This window comes from Paracoccus sp. (in: a-proteobacteria) (assembly GCF_047973135.1).
Lineage (GTDB): Bacteria > Pseudomonadota > Alphaproteobacteria > Rhodobacterales > Rhodobacteraceae > Paracoccus.
This window is the reverse complement of the sequence record NZ_JBKEBL010000341.1, coordinates 1-17,298: the sequence shown is the minus strand read 5'-3', so window position 1 is coordinate 17,298 and position 17,298 is coordinate 1. Positions and strand designations below refer to the sequence as shown.

The window sequence follows — 17,298 nt, the reverse complement described above, 5'->3', positions numbered from 1 at the left end:
CGCGGTCGCCGGTGCCGATATGGGTGAAAAGCCCCTCTTTCACGGTGTCCAGCCCCAAGGGTACCACCGGTACCCCGCGCCCCGACAGATCGCGGGTCAGCGCGGCCGCCAGCGCGGATTTGCCGCTGGCCGGGACTCCGTTCACAAGGATCGCCTGCCTCATTCCGCGCCCTCCTGCCGCATGGCCAGCGCGCACAGCCCCGCCCCGATTACCCCGGCGTCGCCGCCCAGGCGCGCGGGCGCGATGTCCAGCGGAAACCAGCTTTCGGCGTCGCCGCCGATCCGTGCCAGTGCCTGCGCCATCTCGGCCCCCAGCCCGCCGCCGATGATGACCAGCCGGGGCTGCGCAATGGCGATCAGCGATTGCAGGGCGCGGCGCAGGGGGGCGGCCCATTGCGTCAGGATCGCCGCTGCCTGCCCGTCGCCTGCCGCAGCGCGCCGCAGCAGCTCTGCCGCGCGCAATCCGGGGGGCAGACCGGCCCCCGCGATCAGCCGCGCCAGCGCGGTGCCGGAACTGAAGGTCTCGACACAGCCGACGCGCCCGCATTTGCAGACCGGCCCCTCGGCGGCAACGACAATATGGCCGAACTGCCCGGCAAGCCCGCCGCCATACCAGGGCTGTCCGTCCATCGTTATCGCCCCGCCGATTCCTGTGCCGATGGTGATCATCGCGATCAGACCCGCCGGATGGTTGCGGCATTCGGCCATCAGCGCCATGGCGGCGTCATTCCCGATCCGGGCGGGCAGGCCGGTTTCGCGCCGGATCAGGGCGGGAATATCCAGCCCGGCAATATCCAGATAGCCCGCCGACACGACCTGCTGCGCCCCGGCATCGACGCGGCCCGGAATGCCAATGCCCACCGCGACGCTGTCCGCCGCGCGGCATCCGGCGATCAGGCGCAAAAGCTGGCCGGGCAGGCCCGCGCGGTCGCGGCGCACGGGCTCGGCCAGATGCGCCCTGATCCGGCCGTCCGGGCCGATGCGCGCGGCGCGGATATTCGTGCCGCCGACATCGACCCCGATGGCGGTTTCAGCGTCGCGGGGCATAGCGGTCCAGCACGGCCTGCAATTCCCGCAACCTTCCGCTGGCGACGGTTTCCAGCCGCCTTGCATGGGTGTCGGGGTCCAGCGAGATGCAGTCCTTCCACAGCGACCGCCCGGCGATAAAGCCCGAGGCACCGCAGGCCATCGCCTCTTCGACCTGCCCGATGAAGGTCTGATGATCGACCCCCGCCGACAGCACCGCCCAGGGCACGCCCTGACACAGCTCAGTGATCGCGCGGCAGGCGGCGGCATTGCCGGGATAGGGCAGTTTCAGCACTTTCGCGCCCAGATCGACCGAGATCCGCGCGCTTTCGACGATCAGATCGGGAAAGCCCGCCTGATACTGTTGATCCGTCTCGTCGCGAAGCTGATAGGTCAGGATCTCGACCACCAGTAACAAATCCTCGCGCGCGAAATCGGCGATGCAATCGCGGATGATGGCGGTATTCACCTCATTCGCGGCGGGCTGATCGGGGCGCAGATAGACCATCAGCTTGGCCCCCGTCCCGCCCAGTTCACGCACGCGGCGGGCAGTGATGCCGGGCACCAGCCTGGAAATGCGATACCCGTTCGCATCCGTATCCCAGCCCGAGGCGTCCAGCCCGATCAGCAGACCCGTATCGCGTGACAGGATGCCATCATCCACCACATCCGGCACCGCGCAGACCGCGTCCAGCAGCACGCAGGACGCCTTGTTCGCCAGATGCCGGACGATGCCCGCCTTGATCCGCCCAAGCGCGGCGTCGTCAATGGCGGCCTGCGCATCCGGGGTGTCGGCCAGCAGCTTGCGCATGCTGCCGCGCTGATCGCAGGCCACGACCGTCATCAGCCCGTTATCGGCGCAGATCATCTGATAGCCGCGCCGTTCGAAGGTTGTCATCTGTGCTGTCATGTACAAGGATCCTTGGCGGTAAACGGGAACGGATTCCGGGCATCAGCCGGAACCATGGATGATAAGACGGGCAGGGATGCGGCGGATTTCCGGCTGGTCCGGGGGGGCTTGCCTGCCCAGGGCGATGCGTCGCGTCAGGATCGCCACCGCCTCGCGCGCGATGTCGGTGATGTTCTGTTCGACAGTGGTGATCGAGGGGTGCAGAAAGCGGGTCAGTACGTCATTGTCATGGCCCGCGATACAGAACCCGCCCGCCGTACCGGTGCCGAACAGCCCGAATTCATGCGCGGCCTTCACCGCCCCCAGGGCGATCCTGTCGCTTGCGCAAAGCACGGTCGCGCGGGTGTACCGGCCCGCCGCGAAGAAGTTTTTCATCGCCTCATAGCCGATTTTTTCGAACTGCCAGTCCTGAGTGAAATCCGACACGTCCAGCACTTCGGGCTTGCGGCCATGGGCGGCCATCGCGGCGCGGAAGGCGTCGATGCGTTCCTGTGCGTTCATGTTCACGGCGGGCAGAGGAAAGAACACCGGGTCGCGCCCCGAGCGGACAAGGTAATCGACGATCAGCCCGATGCTTTGGAAATTGTCATTGCCCACAAAATCGAAACTGCCGGCCGCGTCGGGAATGGCCGAATCGATCAGCACCATGGGCAATTGCAGGCTGGCGCGGCGAAACGCCTCGATATTGCTGCTGCGGCCAAGGGGCGAAATCAGGATGCCTTCGGCATTCATCGAGCGCAGGGCCTCGATCGCCGCCGTCTCGCGCCGGGAATCGTTGTGCGAGTTCTGCACCATCACCCGGAAATCAAGGGTCTCGGCGGCGGCCTCGATTTCGTCGATCAGGCCGGTCTGGAAGATGTCGTTCAGATGCGGGATGATCACGCCGATCAGGCCGGTGCGCTTGCGGTTGAGGTTCATCGCAAAGAAATTCGGGACGTAATCGACTGTGGCCAGCCGATCCTCGATCTTCTGGCGGGTGCGGGTGCGGACGCTGCCCGGATCCTGAAAATAACGCGACAGGGTGGGGCGCGAGACGTCGATCTCGCGGGACAGTTCCTCCATTGTGCGAATGGTCTTTTTTGTCATGGCCCTAACAGCTATTGCGTCCGGCCTTGCGCCCGTTCGGACAGCATGGCGACCTGTTCGACAAGGCTTTCCTCATAGCCCTGACGTTCGACAGGCCAAGGCCAGTTGCGTTGCAATTCCTGGCGGAAACCGGGGTTGTCGGCAAAGGGTCCGGTCATGCGGACAGGACCGCGCGCCCCGATGCCGCGCATGCCGGCAGCCGCATCCCGCGCGAGGATCCGGTCGATGTCACCGGCAAGCTCGGGACCGTCCGGGATGGCAGGACGACCCCGTTCCGCATCGACCAGACGGAACAGGCCCGAGGCCGGATCCTGCACGATGCGGCAGTCGCCGATGGGGCGACGGGGCGCGTCGGCGGGCATCCGGGCCAGCAGATCGGCGCGCGCCTTGCCGGCCATGAAGCGGTAATTCGGCACGATCCGGCCAAAGATGTCGAGGCTGGCCATTACGCCGGGGGCTTGCGTTTCAGGGATGGTTTCGGTCCCGATGGCGAAGGCGGTCAGCCATGTTCCGGTGGACATGACGACGCAGGGCCCGTTTTCGCCGTCATGAGGCACCAGCGCAAGGCTGCTGTCATGAGCACCGACAAGCACCTGTATCCCCTCGGGCAGGCCGAGACGGCGCGCAAGCTGCGGCAGCAGCGGCCCCGCCGGGCTGAAGGCGGGGGCAAGCGGCGGAAACAGGCCGCCAATAACTGCGGCCATTCCGGGGGTCGCGACGGGCGCGCGCCCCGGCAGTGACCAGACATCGCCATGCCCCGAGGCATAGCTGATTTCGCTGAACATCCGCCCGGTCAGGAGCCATGTCCAGTATTGCGGCCAGAACAGCGCGTGACGGACCGTCGCGAATGCGTCGGGAAACCGCGCCCTCAGCCAGTAAAGCTGCGCGCCGATATTCAGCCCTCCGGGCATGCGGGGCGTGCCGGTGAGCGAAAAGGGCGGGCGGATCAGATCGTATTCCGGCGCCGTTTCATCCGGCCCGGCATATTCGTAGTCCAGGACCGGCATCGCCAGCCCCGCGTCACCCAGCAGCGCGACCGTCGCGCCATGAGCGGTCACGAAGATGCCGTCAAAGCCGCCCTCGTCCCGGTGAAACGAGCCGAGCGAATCCAGCAGGAACGCCGCCTGCCTTGCCGTATCCAGATGCGGATAGGGCGGGCCGGGCAGCACCCGGTTTTCCATCCTGCGCGTTGCCAGTTCGCGCCCTGCGTCCAGATCGGCAAGAATCATCCGCGCGTTGGTCTTGCCAATGTCGAACACCGCGATCCGGCGCGGGCCGTTATTGTCAGGCGTTTCCATCGGCACCCCGGGCGTTCAGGCTTTGACGGTATTTCTCGGCGTCCCAGTTCAGCAGCCCGGCCGATTCCGCATTGGTGAAATGCCGGATCGTGCCGCCCCCCGTCGCAAGGAAACCGGCCAGCGTCAGGTGATAGCCGCGCAAAAGATCGGCGGTGCCGCGCATTGCATCGTCGCGGATCAGCACGCCGTGGCCGGGCACGATCACCACCGCGTCAAGGGGGCATGGCTGGCCCGCCAGCGCCTGCAGGCGGTCTGGCAGGTCGGGGGTGGCGGGCAGGACGGGGATCCGCGGGCCGAAGAACACCACGAAATCCGGCGCGATGGCAGAGTTACCCGCCAGCGCCAGCAGATCGTCATCGAAGGCCAGCGCATGCACGGCACCGACAGGGGCGGGGCCATAGCCGCTGCCGGTCAGCGGCTGCTCAGGCGGGATGAATGCGGCAGGGCGATCGGAAAGGCCGGGATCCAGACGCGCGCCGACCTCGTGGATCAGCCTTTCGGCGCGCATCATGCTGTCGGCGGCCACGATCAGGCCGTGATTGCCCAGAATGACGACCTCGGCCTGCGCGGCCTCCCGCGCCTTCAGCGCAAAGGTCAGCGGCACGCCCGGTTTGACATAGGGCTGCCAGATCCAGTTCAGCCCCGTCAGCCGTTCCGTCAGCCGGTCGCGCGCATCCGCCGCGACGGCATGGGCCAGCGTGGCGGTGCAATGGACATGCAGCACGTAATCGGCGTGAAACAGCGCGTGAAACGGCGTTTCCACCGACGCACGCATCGGTTCCGCGCCCTGCGCCCTGCCGGTGAGACGGGGAATGTCATCCTCGGTCAGCCGTCCCGAGGCCAGATCCGCACGCATCGACGCCAGATCCACGGGAACCATGATGCCACGCGTGTCAGCCTCGGACAACCACGTCCCCGACGCCTTGATCCACATGACCCCGTCGCCCGTCTTGACCGATGTATTTCCGCCCGCCGCCTGCACCAGCCGGATATCCCGCCCGATCCGGGCCGATCCGGACAGGAACCTGTCCCAATTCCGTCCCTCGGGACGGCGCAGCGGCGTCACCAGCATGTATAGCCCGCATCGGCAGACACGACCGCGCCGGTCATCAGGCTGGCCGCGTCCGAGGCCAGAAACAGCACGACCGAAGCGATTTCGTCCGGGCGTCCCAGCCGTGCCATCGGCGTCATGTCCAGCCAGATTTTCTGCATTTCGGGGATTTCTTTCAGTACACGGCTGACCAGCTCGGTCTCGATCACGGTCGGGGCGACGGCGTTGACGCGGACTCCGCGTCCGGCCCATTCGGCGGCCAGCGATTTTGTCAGGTGATGCACTGCCGCCTTGGAGGCGTTGTAAAAGCTTTGTTCCTGCGGCTTGTTCACGATGAAGCCGGACATGGACCCCATGTTCACGATGGCCCCGCGTCCGCGCGCCAGCATCCGGCTGCCGAAACTGCGAGAGCAGAAGAAAACGCCGTCCAGATTGACAGCCATGTGCCGCCGCCAGTGATCGTCGGTGCAGGTTTCCGCCGGGGTGTTCGACTGCACGATCCCGGCATTGTTGACCAGAATATCGACGCCGCCTTCGGCCTCAAGCGCCTGGGCCAGCGCGTCGATACAGGCGGAATCGGTCACGTCCAGAAAGCGCGCCTGCGCCTTGCGGCCCTGCGTGGCAAGGGCTGCGGCCTTTGCCTCGGCGGCGGCAAGGTCGAGATCGGCGATCACCACATGCGCGCCCGCCTCGGACAGGGCATCGGCGCAGGCAGCACCGATTCCCTGCGCGCCGCCAGTAATCACCGCCACGCGGCCCGTCAGGTCGAATTTCTGAAGATACATGGCCCCCTCCACTGTCTGCCGCATCCTGTTTGGCCATTATGCGGCATATTTCGTATCGCGCGTCAAAGTAAATTTTCGCTGCAACGCCGCAAAAACAGCCGAATTTCCTGTTCTTTCTGGTGAATTTCCGCTGGGTTGAGCAATTCATGACAATGCTGCGCAATTTTTTGTTTACGTGCGATACATTTGATGCAAGCCTTGCTGCGACTCGGGAAGGGGAATCGCGTCACCCGGCCAGCGCCGGATGACGGGACTGGAGGAATGATGTTGCCTTTGCAGGGAAAGGTGGCGCTTGTGACAGGCGCCAGCTCGGGGATTGGTCTGGCCACGGCGCGGCTTTTGGCCGAAGCCGGGGTCAGGGTGGCGCTTGTGGCGCGGTCCACCGACAAATTGCAGGCGGCTGCGGCCGCGATCGGGGCGAATGCGCTGGCCGTGACGGCGGATCTGGCCCGGCCCGGCGAGGTTGCGCGCGTGCTGGCCGAGGTCGAGGCGGGGCTTGGGCCCATCGATATTCTGATGGCCAATGCCGGGATCTATCTGGCGGGCGATGTGGTGGAAAATGACCCCGACGCCATCGACAGCGTTCTGGCGACGAATATCACCGCTGTGTTCCAGATGGTGCGTGCCATCCTGCCCGGCATGATCGCGCGGGGCGGCGGCGACATTCTGGTCACAAGCTCGGTCGCGGGGCATCAGATGATCCGGTGGGAACCGGTCTACAGCGCCACGAAACATGCCGTTCAGGCCTTCGTCCATTCGGTTCGTCAGCAGGTCGGCCCGCAGAATGTCCGCGTGTTGGCCGTCGCGCCCGGTATCGTGCTGAACGATCTGTGGGGGATCAGCGACCCGGCCGAAATCGACCGCAAGGCCGGGGCGGGCGAGGGGCTGCGGTCTGAAGATGTGGCCGAGGCCGCGCTGTTCATGCTGACGCGGCCGCGCCACGTGACCATTCGCGATCTGGTGATCCTGCCGCGCGCCCAGCAGATCTGACCGGCGGCGCGTCAGCCGGAACCACGACTGCCTCGCCGGAAAGGGCAGAGGCACAGAGTTTGCGTTGCCGGAACAGGCACCGCGTTTTCAGGGAGGAAAGTTCATGAATACATTCATCGCGTCCGCAGTATGCGTGGCGGCCCTTGGGTGGGGCGGCATCGCATCCGCGCAGGAAAAGATAGACATTACGCTGGTTCCGGGCCTGACCACGGACGCGTTTTACATCACCATGAATCGCGGCGCGCAGGCGGCGGCCGAGGCGCTGGGGATCACGGTCGATTTTCAGGGGGCCGAGGAATTCGACCCGGTGCTTCAGACCCCGGTTCTGGATGCGGTGATCGGTCGCCAGCCTGACGCGATCCTGATCGCTCCGACCGACAGCACCCAGATGATCGAACCGCTGCGGCGCGCGGCGCAGGCGGACATCCCGGTGATTACGGTCGATACCTTCATTGATGACGGCATGTATCAGGACGGTTCGGGCGACGGGGATTTCCCGCTGGCCTATATCGCGTCCGACAATACCGGCGGCGGGCGCATGGCCGCGCGCTATATGGCCGAGGCGATTGGCGGCAAGGGGCAGGTCTATGTCTCGAATGTGCGGCCGGGCATTTCCACGACCGACCAGCGCGAGGCAGGGTTCAAGGCCGAGATGGCCGAGAATTACCCCGATGTCGAGGTGCTTGAGACCCAGTATAACGAAAACGACGCCTCGTTGGCGGCCTCGCAGTTTCAGGCCGTGATGGCGCGCAATCCCGACATCGCGGGTGTGTTCGGCGCGAACCTGTTTTCCGCTCTTGGCGCGGGCAATGGTGTGGAAAGCGCGGGCAAGGCCGATTCCGTGACCGTGATCGCCTTTGACGCGCCGGCCAGCATCGTCAACAACATCTCGACCGGGCTGATCGATGCGGCCATTGCGCAGCACCCCGCCGAGATCGGCTATTTCGGCGTCATGGCGGCCTATGCGGCGCTGACCGGCCAGTCGATCCCGACCACCGTTGGCACGGGGTTCACGGTGATCACCGCCGAAAATGTCGATGATCCGGCCATCGCCAAGTTCATCTATTCCGAATGATGACGGCAAGCACAGGCAGCGAGAACGGGGCTTCATTCGTGAAGTCCCTGCTGAACGCCTGGTCATGGCTGTTTCTTGTCCTGATCCTCGGCTTTTTCGAGATCTACGCCCAGACCCAGACGGGCAACACCTTCCTGTTCCGGGTCTATAACCTGCAATCCATCTCGGTCGCGGCATCGCAGATCCTGCTGCTGTCGCTGGGGCTGACGCTGGTGATCGTGGCGGGGCATATCGATATGTCCATTGCCTTTACCACGGGCTTTTCCGCCGTCGCCATGGCGCTGGTCATCCGCTTTGCGGGTGCCGATGCGGGTTGGCTGGTCGTCATTCCGGCGATGGTCGCGGGGCTGGCGGCGGCGGCGGTCGTGGGGCTGATCAATGGCTGGCTGGTGGCGCAATTGAATGTGCCCAGCTTTATCGGCACGCTGGGAACATATGGCATCGCGCGGGGGGCGGCGCTGATCCTTGCGGGGGGCGCGACCGTGTCCATCCGCAGCGACGCGGCGCGGTCCTTTGGCAATGGCAGCATCATGGGCCTGCCCAATCCGCTGGTGATCGCGGCGCTGCTGGCGCTGGTCTGCCACTACATTCTGGCCCATACCCGGTTCGGCGCCCATACCTATGCGCTTGGGGCCAACCGCGCCTCGGTCGAGCGTGCGGGCGTGGATGTCAAGCGGCATCTGGTGATCCTGTTCCTGATCTCGGCTTTGACGGCGGGGATCGGCGGGCTGATCTATACCAGCCGCTTTTCGGCGGGTGCCGCCAATGCGGGCGAGCCGATCCTGCTGTACGCCGTCGCGGCGGTGTTCATCGGCGGGGCCTCTCTGACCGGGGGCCAGGGGACGATCATGGGAACCGTGATCGGTGCCTTCATCATCGCGGTGATTCAGTTCGGTCTGGTGTTCTGCGGCTTGCCACCCTATTGGCAATTCGTCGCCGTGGGCCTTGTCATCATCGTGGCGGTGCTGGTCGATCAGTCCAAGGACAGGATCGTGGGGGGCAGGTCATGAGCGTGCTTTTACAGGTCGAGGGGCTGAAAAAGCGGTTTGGCGGGAACGAGGCGGTCAAGGATGTCTCGTTTCAGGTGAATGCCGGGGAGTGCATCGTTCTGGCGGGCGACAACGGTGCCGGAAAATCGACCGTGATCAAGATGATCTCGGGCGTTTACCAGCCGACCGCCGGGAAGGTCCGCTTCAACGGTGACGTGCTGACCGGCAAATCGCCCGAGGCGGTGCGCGGCGCCGGGATCGAGACGATCTATCAGGATCTGGCGCTGGCCGACAATCTGGATCCGGGGCTGAACCTGTATCTGGGCCGCGAAAAGACGCGGCGCGTCCTTGGTCTGCCGTTTCTGGACCGCAAGGAGATGCGGGAAAACGCGGTCGAGGTGCTGAAGGGCCTGGGCATCACCGTCCCCGACCCGACCGCCCCCGTGCGCGAGATGTCGGGCGGACAGCGTCAGGCCATCGCCATTGCCCGCGCGATCCACTGGCAGGCCGGGCTGGTCATCATGGACGAGCCGACCGCCGCGCTTGGCGTGCCCGAACAGCGCGAGGTCATGGCCCTGATCGAACGGCTCAAGAAAAAGGGCGTGGGGATCATCCTGATCTCTCACAACCTGCCCGACATCTTTGCCGCCGCTGACCGGATCATCGTTCTGGCCCGAGGCGTCGTCGCGGGCGAGCGTCGCCCGTCCGAAACGAATGACGAAGAAATCGTCAGGATGATGATGGGCGCGACGCTGTGACGCCAATGGCGTTGCGGGCCGACCTTCGCTTTGATGCGTCTGCCTTTACCGTTGCAAGGGCCGGATACGGCCCTTGCTGTCAGTGGATGTCATGCAAGAGGCTCTGGGTCCGGCGGCACCAGTTTGCCGGGGTTCATGATATTGCAGGGATCCAGCGCGCGCTTGATCGCGCGCATCGCGGCAAGCTGGGTGCCCTGTTTCAGCGCGCGCATGACATCCAGCTTGCTTTGTCCGATGCCATGTTCCGCCGAAAAAGACCCGTCCAGCGCCTTCAATTCCGCAAAAATCGCCTGTTTCGCCCGGTCCAGCGGCAGTGCCGCGAAATCCTGCCCCGGTGCGGCGGTCAGCGTGTAATGCAGGTTGCCGTCGCCCAGATGGCCCACGGTCAGCGGCTGTATCCCCAACTGCGCCATGACCGGGTCCATGGCGGCCACGAATTGCGCCACGCTGGCCAGCGGTAAGGAAATGTCGGTGTGATAGGCGGGGCCGGCGCGGGTGATCGCCTCCAGCACGGATTCGCGCATGTGCCACAGATCGGCGCGCTGCTGATCGGATTGCGCGATCATCGCGTCAAGGACGATACCCTCCTCCATCAGTTCCCCCAGCACATCCAGCACCTGCGCCTGCAAGCGCGCGGTGCCATCATCGCCCGCCGCCGCATCGTCCCTGCGGCTTGAGGCGATTTCGACAAACAGGCCGGTCTCGGCCGGGTTGTCCAGCGGTTGCCGGATCTGCGGGAAAATGCGGCAAATCAGATCGACGGCGGGGCGGGGCATGTATTCGAACGCCTCGACCCCGCCGCCGGTCCGGTCCTGAAGGCGGTTCAGCACCTCGGGCGTGGCCGCAAGCGACGAGACCGACAGAAAACCCGTCGTGCGGACCAACGGCCTGGGCGACAGCCGGAACACGGCGGCAGTGATGATGCCAAGCGTACCCTCGGCCCCGATCAGCAGGTCTTTCAGGTCATAGCCGGTATTGTCCTTGCGCAGCCCCGTCAGCGCGTTGATGACCGAGCCGTCGGGCAGCACTGCCTCGATCCCAAGGCACAATTCGCGCGTGGTACCATAGCGCACCACGTTCGAGCCGCCCGCATTCGTGGACAGCGCCCCCCCGATCATGCAGCTTCCCTGCGCGCCGAAGGTCAGCGGAAAGACCAGCCCCTGTTCCCGCGCCGCGTTCTGCGCGGTTTCCAGCACGACCCCGGCCTCGGCCACCATGGTGCGGGCGGCGGGGTCCAGGCTGCGGATCGAGTTCATCCTCTTGGTCGAGATGACAAGGCTGGGCTGACCGGCCAGCGGTACACCGCCACCGCACAGCCCGGTGCACCCGCCCTGCGGCACGACCGCGATCCCCCGTTCCGCGCACAGCCTGACAAGTGCGGAAACCTCGGTTGCGGTGCGGGGCCGTGCTACGGCCAGCGGCGGCGCGCTGAATTGTCCGGTCCAGTCGGTGCCATAGGCCGCCAGATCGGAAGGGTCGGTCAGCACCTGCGCGTCCCCGGCAATCCGGCGGCAATCCTCGATGAAGGCGGCGGTATCTGTCAGATCGTCCGTGGGCTGCAAGCTGTCTCTCCTGTTCCGGTTTGTGCAAATCTACCATGTTGCATGGCAGGACACCTTGTCAAGAACCATGTAACATGGTAGTTTGATGCCCTGACCGGGATATTGCTTTCCTTCGCACGGGGCACGGAATGAAGCCTATCGCACCGCCGAAATCGCTGATGGAACTGACCGCCGAACGCATCCGCGATGCGATCATTCAGGGCGAGTTGGAACTGGGTTCCAAGGTGTCGGAACAAAAGCTGGCCGATATGCTGCAAATCAGCCGCTCGCCCGTGCGCGAGGCGCTGGCGCTGTTGCAGATCGAGGGGCTGATCAGGGTGCTGCCCAAGCGCGGTTCTTTCGTCTTTACGCCCGATGACAAGACGGTTGCCGATCTGTGCGAACACCGGAGCATTCTGGAATCCGCCTGCCTGGCCCTTGCCATTGCCCGCAACCCCGAGGCGCTGACCGGCAGGCTGCGGCAGGGCATCGACCAGATGCGGCGCGCCATCGCCCGCGACGACGTGGCAGGCTATTCCGCAGGTGACATGCGCTTTCACAAGGCCATCGTCGAATGCAGCGACAACCAGTCCATCGCCGGGGTCTATGACAGCACGCTTGGCCCGCTGATGGCGCTGCGTACCCATGTGTTCAGGACCGGGCGCAGCCATTTCGGCAGTTCGATGGCCGAACATGCCGCCCTGCTGGAGGCCTGCGAACAGCGCGATGCGGCCCGCGCGCAACAGATCATCGGCGACCATATCCGGCAGGTCGCCCGCTATTACCGCGAGACCGGCCCGGAAGGACAGCCAAAGAGGCTGACCCTGGTGGGCTGAGCGTCACCATTGAAAGGAAAAGACAGTGAAGAAATCGACAGCCGATATCATGGTGGATGCACTGGTTGAAAACGGCGTGGATACCGTTTTCGGCATCCCCGGCGCGCATACTTATGAACTGTCCGACGCGCTTGCCCGGCGCGCCAATGACATCCGTTTCATCCATACGCGGCACGAACAGGGGGCGGGATACATGGCCTATGGCTATGCCAGATCCAGCGGGCGGCCCGGAATCTTTACCGTGGTGCCCGGCCCCGGCGTGCTGAATGCAGGGGCGGCCATCTGTACCGCCTATGGGGGTAATGCGCCGGTGATGTGCCTGACCGGCAATATCATGGCCGATCTGATCGGGCAGGGGCGGGGGCAGTTGCACGAATTGCCGGACCAGTTGGCGACCCTGCGCGGGTTGACCAAACATGCCGACCGGATCAATCATCCTTCGCGTGCCGCCGACACCATGGCCTCTGCCTTTACCGAGATGCTGTCGGACCGCCAGCGCCCGGTCGCGATCGAAGTGCCGTGGGATGTGTTCGGCCAAAAGGCACCCGCGCCGGAACAGGCCCCCGCGCCGCGCCGCTGCGCGCCTCTGGACGACGAAGCCATCGAACAGGCCGCGCGGATGATCGCCGCCGCGCGCAACCCGATGATCATGGTCGGCGGCGGGGCACAGGACGCCGCGCCCGAGGTTCAGGCTCTGGCGCGGCGCATTCAGGCGCCGGTCGCGTCCTATCGCTCGGGCAAGGGGATCGTGCCCGATGACGACCCGCATGCGATGAACCTGATCGCGTCATATGACTATTTCCGCAAATGTGACCTGCTGATCGGCATCGGCAGCCGGTTGGAGCTGCAATATATGCGCTGGCAATGGCGGCCCAAGGGGCTGAAGGTCATCCGCATCGACATCGACCCGACCGAAATGGTCCGCCTGAAGCCGGATCTGGGCATTGTCGCAGATGCGGCACAGGCGACAGCGGCGCTGACCGGGCGTCTGTCGGGGCACAAGGCGGCCAGCCGCAGCGACGAATTTCAGGCGATCCGTGACAAGGCCCGCAAGGCGGCCGAGGTCGTGCAGCCGCAGATGTCATATCTGGACGCAATCCGCCGCGCCCTGCCGCGCGACGGGTTCTTTGTCGAAGAGGTCAGCCAAATGGGTTTTACCGCCCGCTTCGGTTTTCCGGTCTATGGGCCGCGCCAATATGTGAGCGGCGCCTATCAGGACAATCTGGGTTTCGGCTATGGCACCGCGCTGGGCGTCAAGGTCGCCAATCCCGACAAGGCGGTTGTCTCGGTCAATGGCGACGGAGGTTTCCTGTTCGGGGCGCAGGAAATGGCGACGGCGGTGCAGCATGGCATCGCGGTCGTGGCCGTGGTGTTCAACAACAGCGCCTTCGGCAATGTCCGCCGTGACCAGATGAATGTCTTTGACGGTCGCGTTCTGGGGGCCGATCTGCACAACCCGGATTTCGTGGCGATGGCGCGTGCCTTTGGCATGCAGGCGGAACTGGCCGAGACGCCCGAGGCCCTGGAAAATGCGCTGACGCGGGCTCTTGCCAGCAGAGCCCCCGCGCTGATCGAGGTGCCGGTGGAACGCGGCTCCGAGACCTCGCCCTGGCAATTCCTGCATCCGGCCCCGCACGACTAAGGTTGCGCGGGCGGGGCCGGGGCGGTGTTATTCGTCGTCGGCGACGGCAGCCCGCCGCGCCCGCCTGCGGCTCAGCCAGAGCGGTATCACGACGACCTGAACCGTCAGCAAGTACAGAACCCAGCTTTCAGTGGTGGACAGAAGGATGCCCCAATCCCCGCCGGAAATGGACAGGGCGCGGCGCAGGTTGTTCTCGAACAGGCTGCCAAGGACAAAGCCAAGGATCACCGGGGCCAGCGAAAAGTCCAGCTTGCGCAGTACCCAGCCGACAATCCCAAGCGCCGTGATCAGCAGCAGGTCGAACGGATTTCCGACGATCGTATAGATGCCGATGAACGCCAGAATCGCGATCAGCGGCGTCAGATAATGCTGCGGAATCGTCAGCAGCCGGGCGAACAGGCCGACCAGCGGCAGGTTGATCAGCAGCAGCGCGATATTGCCGATATACATCGAGGCGATCAGACCCCAGGCGATTTCGGGTTTCTGCTGGAACAACAGCGGCCCCGGCGTGATGTTGAACATCAACAGCGCGCCCAGCAGGATGGCCGTAGTGCCCGACCCGGGAATCCCCAGCGTCAGCATCGGCACCATCGCGCCCCCGGCGGATGCGTTATTCGCCGTTTCGGGCGCGGCCAACCCGCGCGGGTCGCCATGCCCGAACATCTTGTCATCGGGGGCCGCGATGCGCTTTTCCATGCCATAGGTCACAGCCGAGGCGACCGAGGCCCCGGTGCCCGGCAGCACGCCGACGATAAAGCCGACCAGCGAACAGCGAACCAGCGTCCATTTCGTCGCGGCAATGTCAGCCCACCGCACGAAACTGCGGTCAACGGGAATGGCGCGCAGCGCGCCACGGGCCTGGCTTTCGACCAGATGGAACAGCTCGGCCATGCCGAACAGGCCGATCACGACGATCAGGAAATCGATCCCGGCCAGCAGGTCGGGAATGCCGAAAGTATAGCGGTTGACCCCGGTGTTGGCATCCACGCCCACCGTCGCCAGCATCAGCCCCAGCAGCGCCGCCACCAGCGTCTTGACCGGGTTCGACCCGACCAGCGAGGCCAGCGTCGCAAAAGCAAAGACCATCAGCGCGACGTAATCCGAGGGCTGAAAGCCGACGCCAAACTCGGCCAGAATCGGACCGAACAGCGACATCAACACGACCGCGACCGTCCCACCGATGAACGAGGCGACGGCCGACAGCGACAGCGCGCGCCCGGCCTCGCCCTTCATGGCCATGGGGTGTCCGTCCAGCGTTGTGATCACCGCGCCTGCATCGCCGGGCACGTTCAGCAGGATCGACGAAATCCGTCCGCCATATTCCGCGCCATAATAGATGCCAGCCAGCAGGATCAGCGCCGATTCCGGCGGCAGCCCCAGTGAATAGGCAATGGGCAGCAGGATCGCGACCCCGTTGATCGGCCCGATCCCCGGCAGGGCACCGATCAGCGTTCCAAAGAAGCAGCCCGCGATGACCAGCAGCAGGTTGACCGGCGACAGCGCCACCGAGAAACCCGTGGCAAGCCCGTTAAGAACTTCACTCATCGGTTTCCCTCCTAGAACGATGGCAGCGGGCCGGCTGGCAGGTTCAGATCCAGCAGCCCGACGCACAGCAGATAACCGCCAACCCCCATACCCGCGCCAAAGATCAGCGCCTGAAGCCAGCTTGCGCCCAGCATCCGCGAGAACAGCGCCGCGAACAGCAGGGTGGACAGGATGAAGCCAAACGGCTCGTACAGTTCGGCATAGGCGATCAGCATCACGACAGTCAGGCCCAGTCGTAGCGCCGAGGCCTTTTCAAGGTCAAAGCGGTCGATATCGGGCCGCCACAGCAGCGCGATCAGGCAGGGCACCATCAGCCCCGCCATCAGTTGAGGCCAGCTTTCGGGGCCAAGCGGGTCGTATTGAAAGGGCGCGCGGATGACGAACACGGCCAGATAGCCATAGATCAGCGTCACCACCAGCAGGACGCCCGCGAAGATGCGGTCGGACATCAGAGTCTCCGTTCGGGAACAGGCGTGGAAAGGGGCCGGCGCGACCGGCCCCTTTCCTGTGGATTACTGACTGATCAGTCCGGCATCGACGGCCAGACCGCGCAGACGCTCGATCCGGGAATGAACCTCGGCATCGAAGGCCTCGCCCGACAGTTCCATCGGGAACAGACCCTTTTCAGCCTGCACCTTCTGGAAGGCCGGATCCTTGTGCGCGGAGGCAAAGATTTCGGACCATTTGGCGTAATCCTCGTCCGAGACGTTCTTGCCGACATAAAAGCCGCGCATGATCGGCCATACGACGTCATAACCCTGTTCCTTTGCGGTCGGAACATCGGCAAAGGGCGCGGGCAGGCGTTCATCCGACATTGCCGCCAGAATCCGGACCGAGCCGTCAAGATGCGCGGACATCTCGGCCATGTCGCCGGTATAGACCTGAATCGCGCCACCCAGCAGACCGGCCATCGATTCTCCGCCCCCGTCAAAGGCGACATAGCGCATCTTTTTCGGATCGGCGCCGGCGGCCTGCGCAATCAGCGCGGCCTTCATCCAGTCCTGTGAACCGACGGTGCCGCCGGCACCGATGACCATGCCGGCCGGATCCTCCTGCAGCGTCTTGACCAGATCCTCCAGCGTCTGGAACGGGCTGTCGGCCCTGACGATGACCGCGCCGTAGTCGGTGCCCGCCGCGCCGACCCAGCGAACATCGTCAACCGTGTAATTGCCGAACTTGCCCACCACCAGATTCAGCAGCGACCCGGTCGAAAAGGCGATGATCGCATTCGCGTCGTCGGTGCGGGTGGTGTTGAAGGCGTTGAAGGCCACCGCGCCGATACCGCCCGGCATGAAGGTCACCTTCATGGTGGCGGGCAATTCGTTCTCAAGCCCGATCTGTGCCACGCGGCAGGTCAGGTCGAAACCGCCGCCGGGCTGCGCGGGTGCCACGCATTCGGGTTTGGTAATCTCTGCGCCCGCCATGCCGACCATTGCGAAAAGCGTCATGCCTGCCAGAATTGTCCTGGTTTTCATCATTCGGATTTTCCTCCCTTTCGTGATTTGATTAAACCCGGTCATGAGACCGGTGGAAAGACCCGACCTAGCCCGAATTATGCATGAGGAGTTGGTGAGACTGGCTTAACTACTTGAAGAGCTGTAGTTTTATGGTTCCTACACCCAAAGCCGCAGTTCTTCAGGATGCCGAGCCTCACCATGGATGTTTCTACACCCTCTCGTCTGTGTTTGTCACCGGTCAATGGCAAGCAGGTCCTGCTCGGATTTGAGGGTGCCAACATGAGTTCCGACGCTGGGCTGATGCTGTTG

At 64.6% G+C, this 17,298-nt stretch carries 16 protein-coding genes; 6 read left to right on the top strand and 10 right to left on the bottom strand.

All coding sequences use genetic code 11. The annotated features are described in order from the left end of the window. Nucleotides 1–159 precede the first annotated feature (159 nt). Genes ACK5L9_RS24225 through ACK5L9_RS24200 form a run of 6 tightly spaced genes read right to left on the bottom strand, consistent with a single transcriptional unit; the run spans nucleotide 160 to nucleotide 6,180 of the window. The gene (locus ACK5L9_RS24225) at nucleotides 160–1,047 is read right to left on the bottom strand and encodes an ROK family protein (RefSeq protein WP_416914017.1); all 888 of its coding nucleotides are present in this window, start codon (nucleotides 1,045–1,047) and stop codon (nucleotides 160–162) included. Next, the gene (locus tag ACK5L9_RS24220) at nucleotides 1,031–1,936 is read right to left on the bottom strand and encodes a tagatose-bisphosphate aldolase (RefSeq protein WP_416914016.1); all 906 of its coding nucleotides are present in this window, start codon (nucleotides 1,934–1,936) and stop codon (nucleotides 1,031–1,033) included. Before ACK5L9_RS24220 ends, ACK5L9_RS24225 begins: the two co-directional genes overlap by 17 nt. Before the next feature lie 42 nt (nucleotides 1,937–1,978). After that, nucleotides 1,979–3,022: a LacI family DNA-binding transcriptional regulator gene (locus tag ACK5L9_RS24215; RefSeq protein WP_416914015.1), complete on the bottom strand. Its 1,044-nt coding sequence runs from the start codon at nucleotides 3,020–3,022 to the stop codon at nucleotides 1,979–1,981. A gap of 11 nt (nucleotides 3,023–3,033) precedes the next feature. Then, nucleotides 3,034–4,320, bottom strand: coding sequence for an FGGY family carbohydrate kinase (locus tag ACK5L9_RS24210; RefSeq protein WP_416914014.1), 1,287 nt, complete (start codon nucleotides 4,318–4,320; stop codon nucleotides 3,034–3,036). Further along, nucleotides 4,307–5,392: a class II aldolase/adducin family protein gene (locus tag ACK5L9_RS24205; protein WP_416914013.1), complete on the bottom strand. Its 1,086-nt coding sequence runs from the start codon at nucleotides 5,390–5,392 to the stop codon at nucleotides 4,307–4,309. The genes ACK5L9_RS24210 and ACK5L9_RS24205 overlap by 14 nt, the downstream gene beginning before the upstream one ends. Further along, nucleotides 5,383–6,180, bottom strand: a complete 798-nt coding sequence (locus ACK5L9_RS24200) for an SDR family NAD(P)-dependent oxidoreductase (RefSeq protein ID WP_416914012.1) — start codon at nucleotides 6,178–6,180, stop codon at nucleotides 5,383–5,385. Before ACK5L9_RS24200 ends, ACK5L9_RS24205 begins: the two co-directional genes overlap by 10 nt. Nucleotides 6,181–6,450: 270 nt before the next feature. Between ACK5L9_RS24200 and ACK5L9_RS24195 the strand changes: the two genes are divergently transcribed. The 4 genes from ACK5L9_RS24195 (at nucleotide 6,451) to ACK5L9_RS24180 (ending at nucleotide 9,968) form a co-directional block, all read left to right on the top strand. Then, the gene (locus tag ACK5L9_RS24195) at nucleotides 6,451–7,146 is read left to right on the top strand and encodes an SDR family oxidoreductase (RefSeq protein WP_416914011.1); all 696 of its coding nucleotides are present in this window, start codon (nucleotides 6,451–6,453) and stop codon (nucleotides 7,144–7,146) included. 103 nt (nucleotides 7,147–7,249) lie between these two features. Beyond that, nucleotides 7,250–8,221, top strand: a complete 972-nt coding sequence (locus tag ACK5L9_RS24190) for an ABC transporter substrate-binding protein (protein WP_416914010.1) — start codon at nucleotides 7,250–7,252, stop codon at nucleotides 8,219–8,221. Nucleotides 8,222–8,259: 38 nt separating this feature from the next. Next, nucleotides 8,260–9,231, top strand: a complete 972-nt coding sequence (locus ACK5L9_RS24185; RefSeq protein ID WP_416914009.1) for an ABC transporter permease — start codon at nucleotides 8,260–8,262, stop codon at nucleotides 9,229–9,231. Continuing rightward, the gene (locus ACK5L9_RS24180) at nucleotides 9,228–9,968 is read left to right on the top strand and encodes an ATP-binding cassette domain-containing protein (protein ID WP_416914008.1); all 741 of its coding nucleotides are present in this window, start codon (nucleotides 9,228–9,230) and stop codon (nucleotides 9,966–9,968) included. Before ACK5L9_RS24185 ends, ACK5L9_RS24180 begins: the two co-directional genes overlap by 4 nt. Nucleotides 9,969–10,057: 89 nt before the next feature. Here the strand turns inward: ACK5L9_RS24180 and ACK5L9_RS24175 are convergent, their stop codons facing one another. Next, nucleotides 10,058–11,530: an FAD-binding oxidoreductase gene (locus ACK5L9_RS24175; RefSeq protein ID WP_416914007.1), complete on the bottom strand. Its 1,473-nt coding sequence runs from the start codon at nucleotides 11,528–11,530 to the stop codon at nucleotides 10,058–10,060. A gap of 128 nt (nucleotides 11,531–11,658) precedes the next feature. On the opposite strand from ACK5L9_RS24175, the gene ACK5L9_RS24170 reads away from it, so the two are divergent. Continuing rightward, entirely contained in the window at nucleotides 11,659–12,345 is a 687-nt protein-coding gene (locus tag ACK5L9_RS24170; protein ID WP_416914006.1) for a GntR family transcriptional regulator, read from the top strand. A gap of 25 nt (nucleotides 12,346–12,370) precedes the next feature. Then, a complete protein-coding gene (locus ACK5L9_RS24165) occupies nucleotides 12,371–13,987 on the top strand; it encodes a thiamine pyrophosphate-dependent enzyme (RefSeq protein WP_416914005.1) in 1,617 nt (538 codons plus the stop codon). Nucleotides 13,988–14,014: 27 nt separating this feature from the next. Here ACK5L9_RS24165 and ACK5L9_RS24160 read toward each other — a convergent pair whose 3' ends face one another. The 3 genes from ACK5L9_RS24160 to ACK5L9_RS24150 form a co-directional block, all read right to left on the bottom strand. Beyond that, nucleotides 14,015–15,532, bottom strand: coding sequence for a tripartite tricarboxylate transporter permease (locus ACK5L9_RS24160; protein ID WP_416914004.1), 1,518 nt, complete (start codon nucleotides 15,530–15,532; stop codon nucleotides 14,015–14,017). 11 nt (nucleotides 15,533–15,543) lie between these two features. Beyond that, complete coding sequence (locus ACK5L9_RS24155; RefSeq protein ID WP_416914003.1) at nucleotides 15,544–15,981, bottom strand: tripartite tricarboxylate transporter TctB family protein; 438 nt, start codon at nucleotides 15,979–15,981, stop codon at nucleotides 15,544–15,546. Between the two features lie 63 nt (nucleotides 15,982–16,044). Continuing rightward, nucleotides 16,045–17,010 (bottom strand): Bug family tripartite tricarboxylate transporter substrate binding protein, encoded by a 966-nt coding sequence (locus ACK5L9_RS24150; protein WP_416914002.1) that lies wholly within the window; start codon nucleotides 17,008–17,010, stop codon nucleotides 16,045–16,047. Between the last annotated feature and the right edge of the window lie 288 nt (nucleotides 17,011–17,298).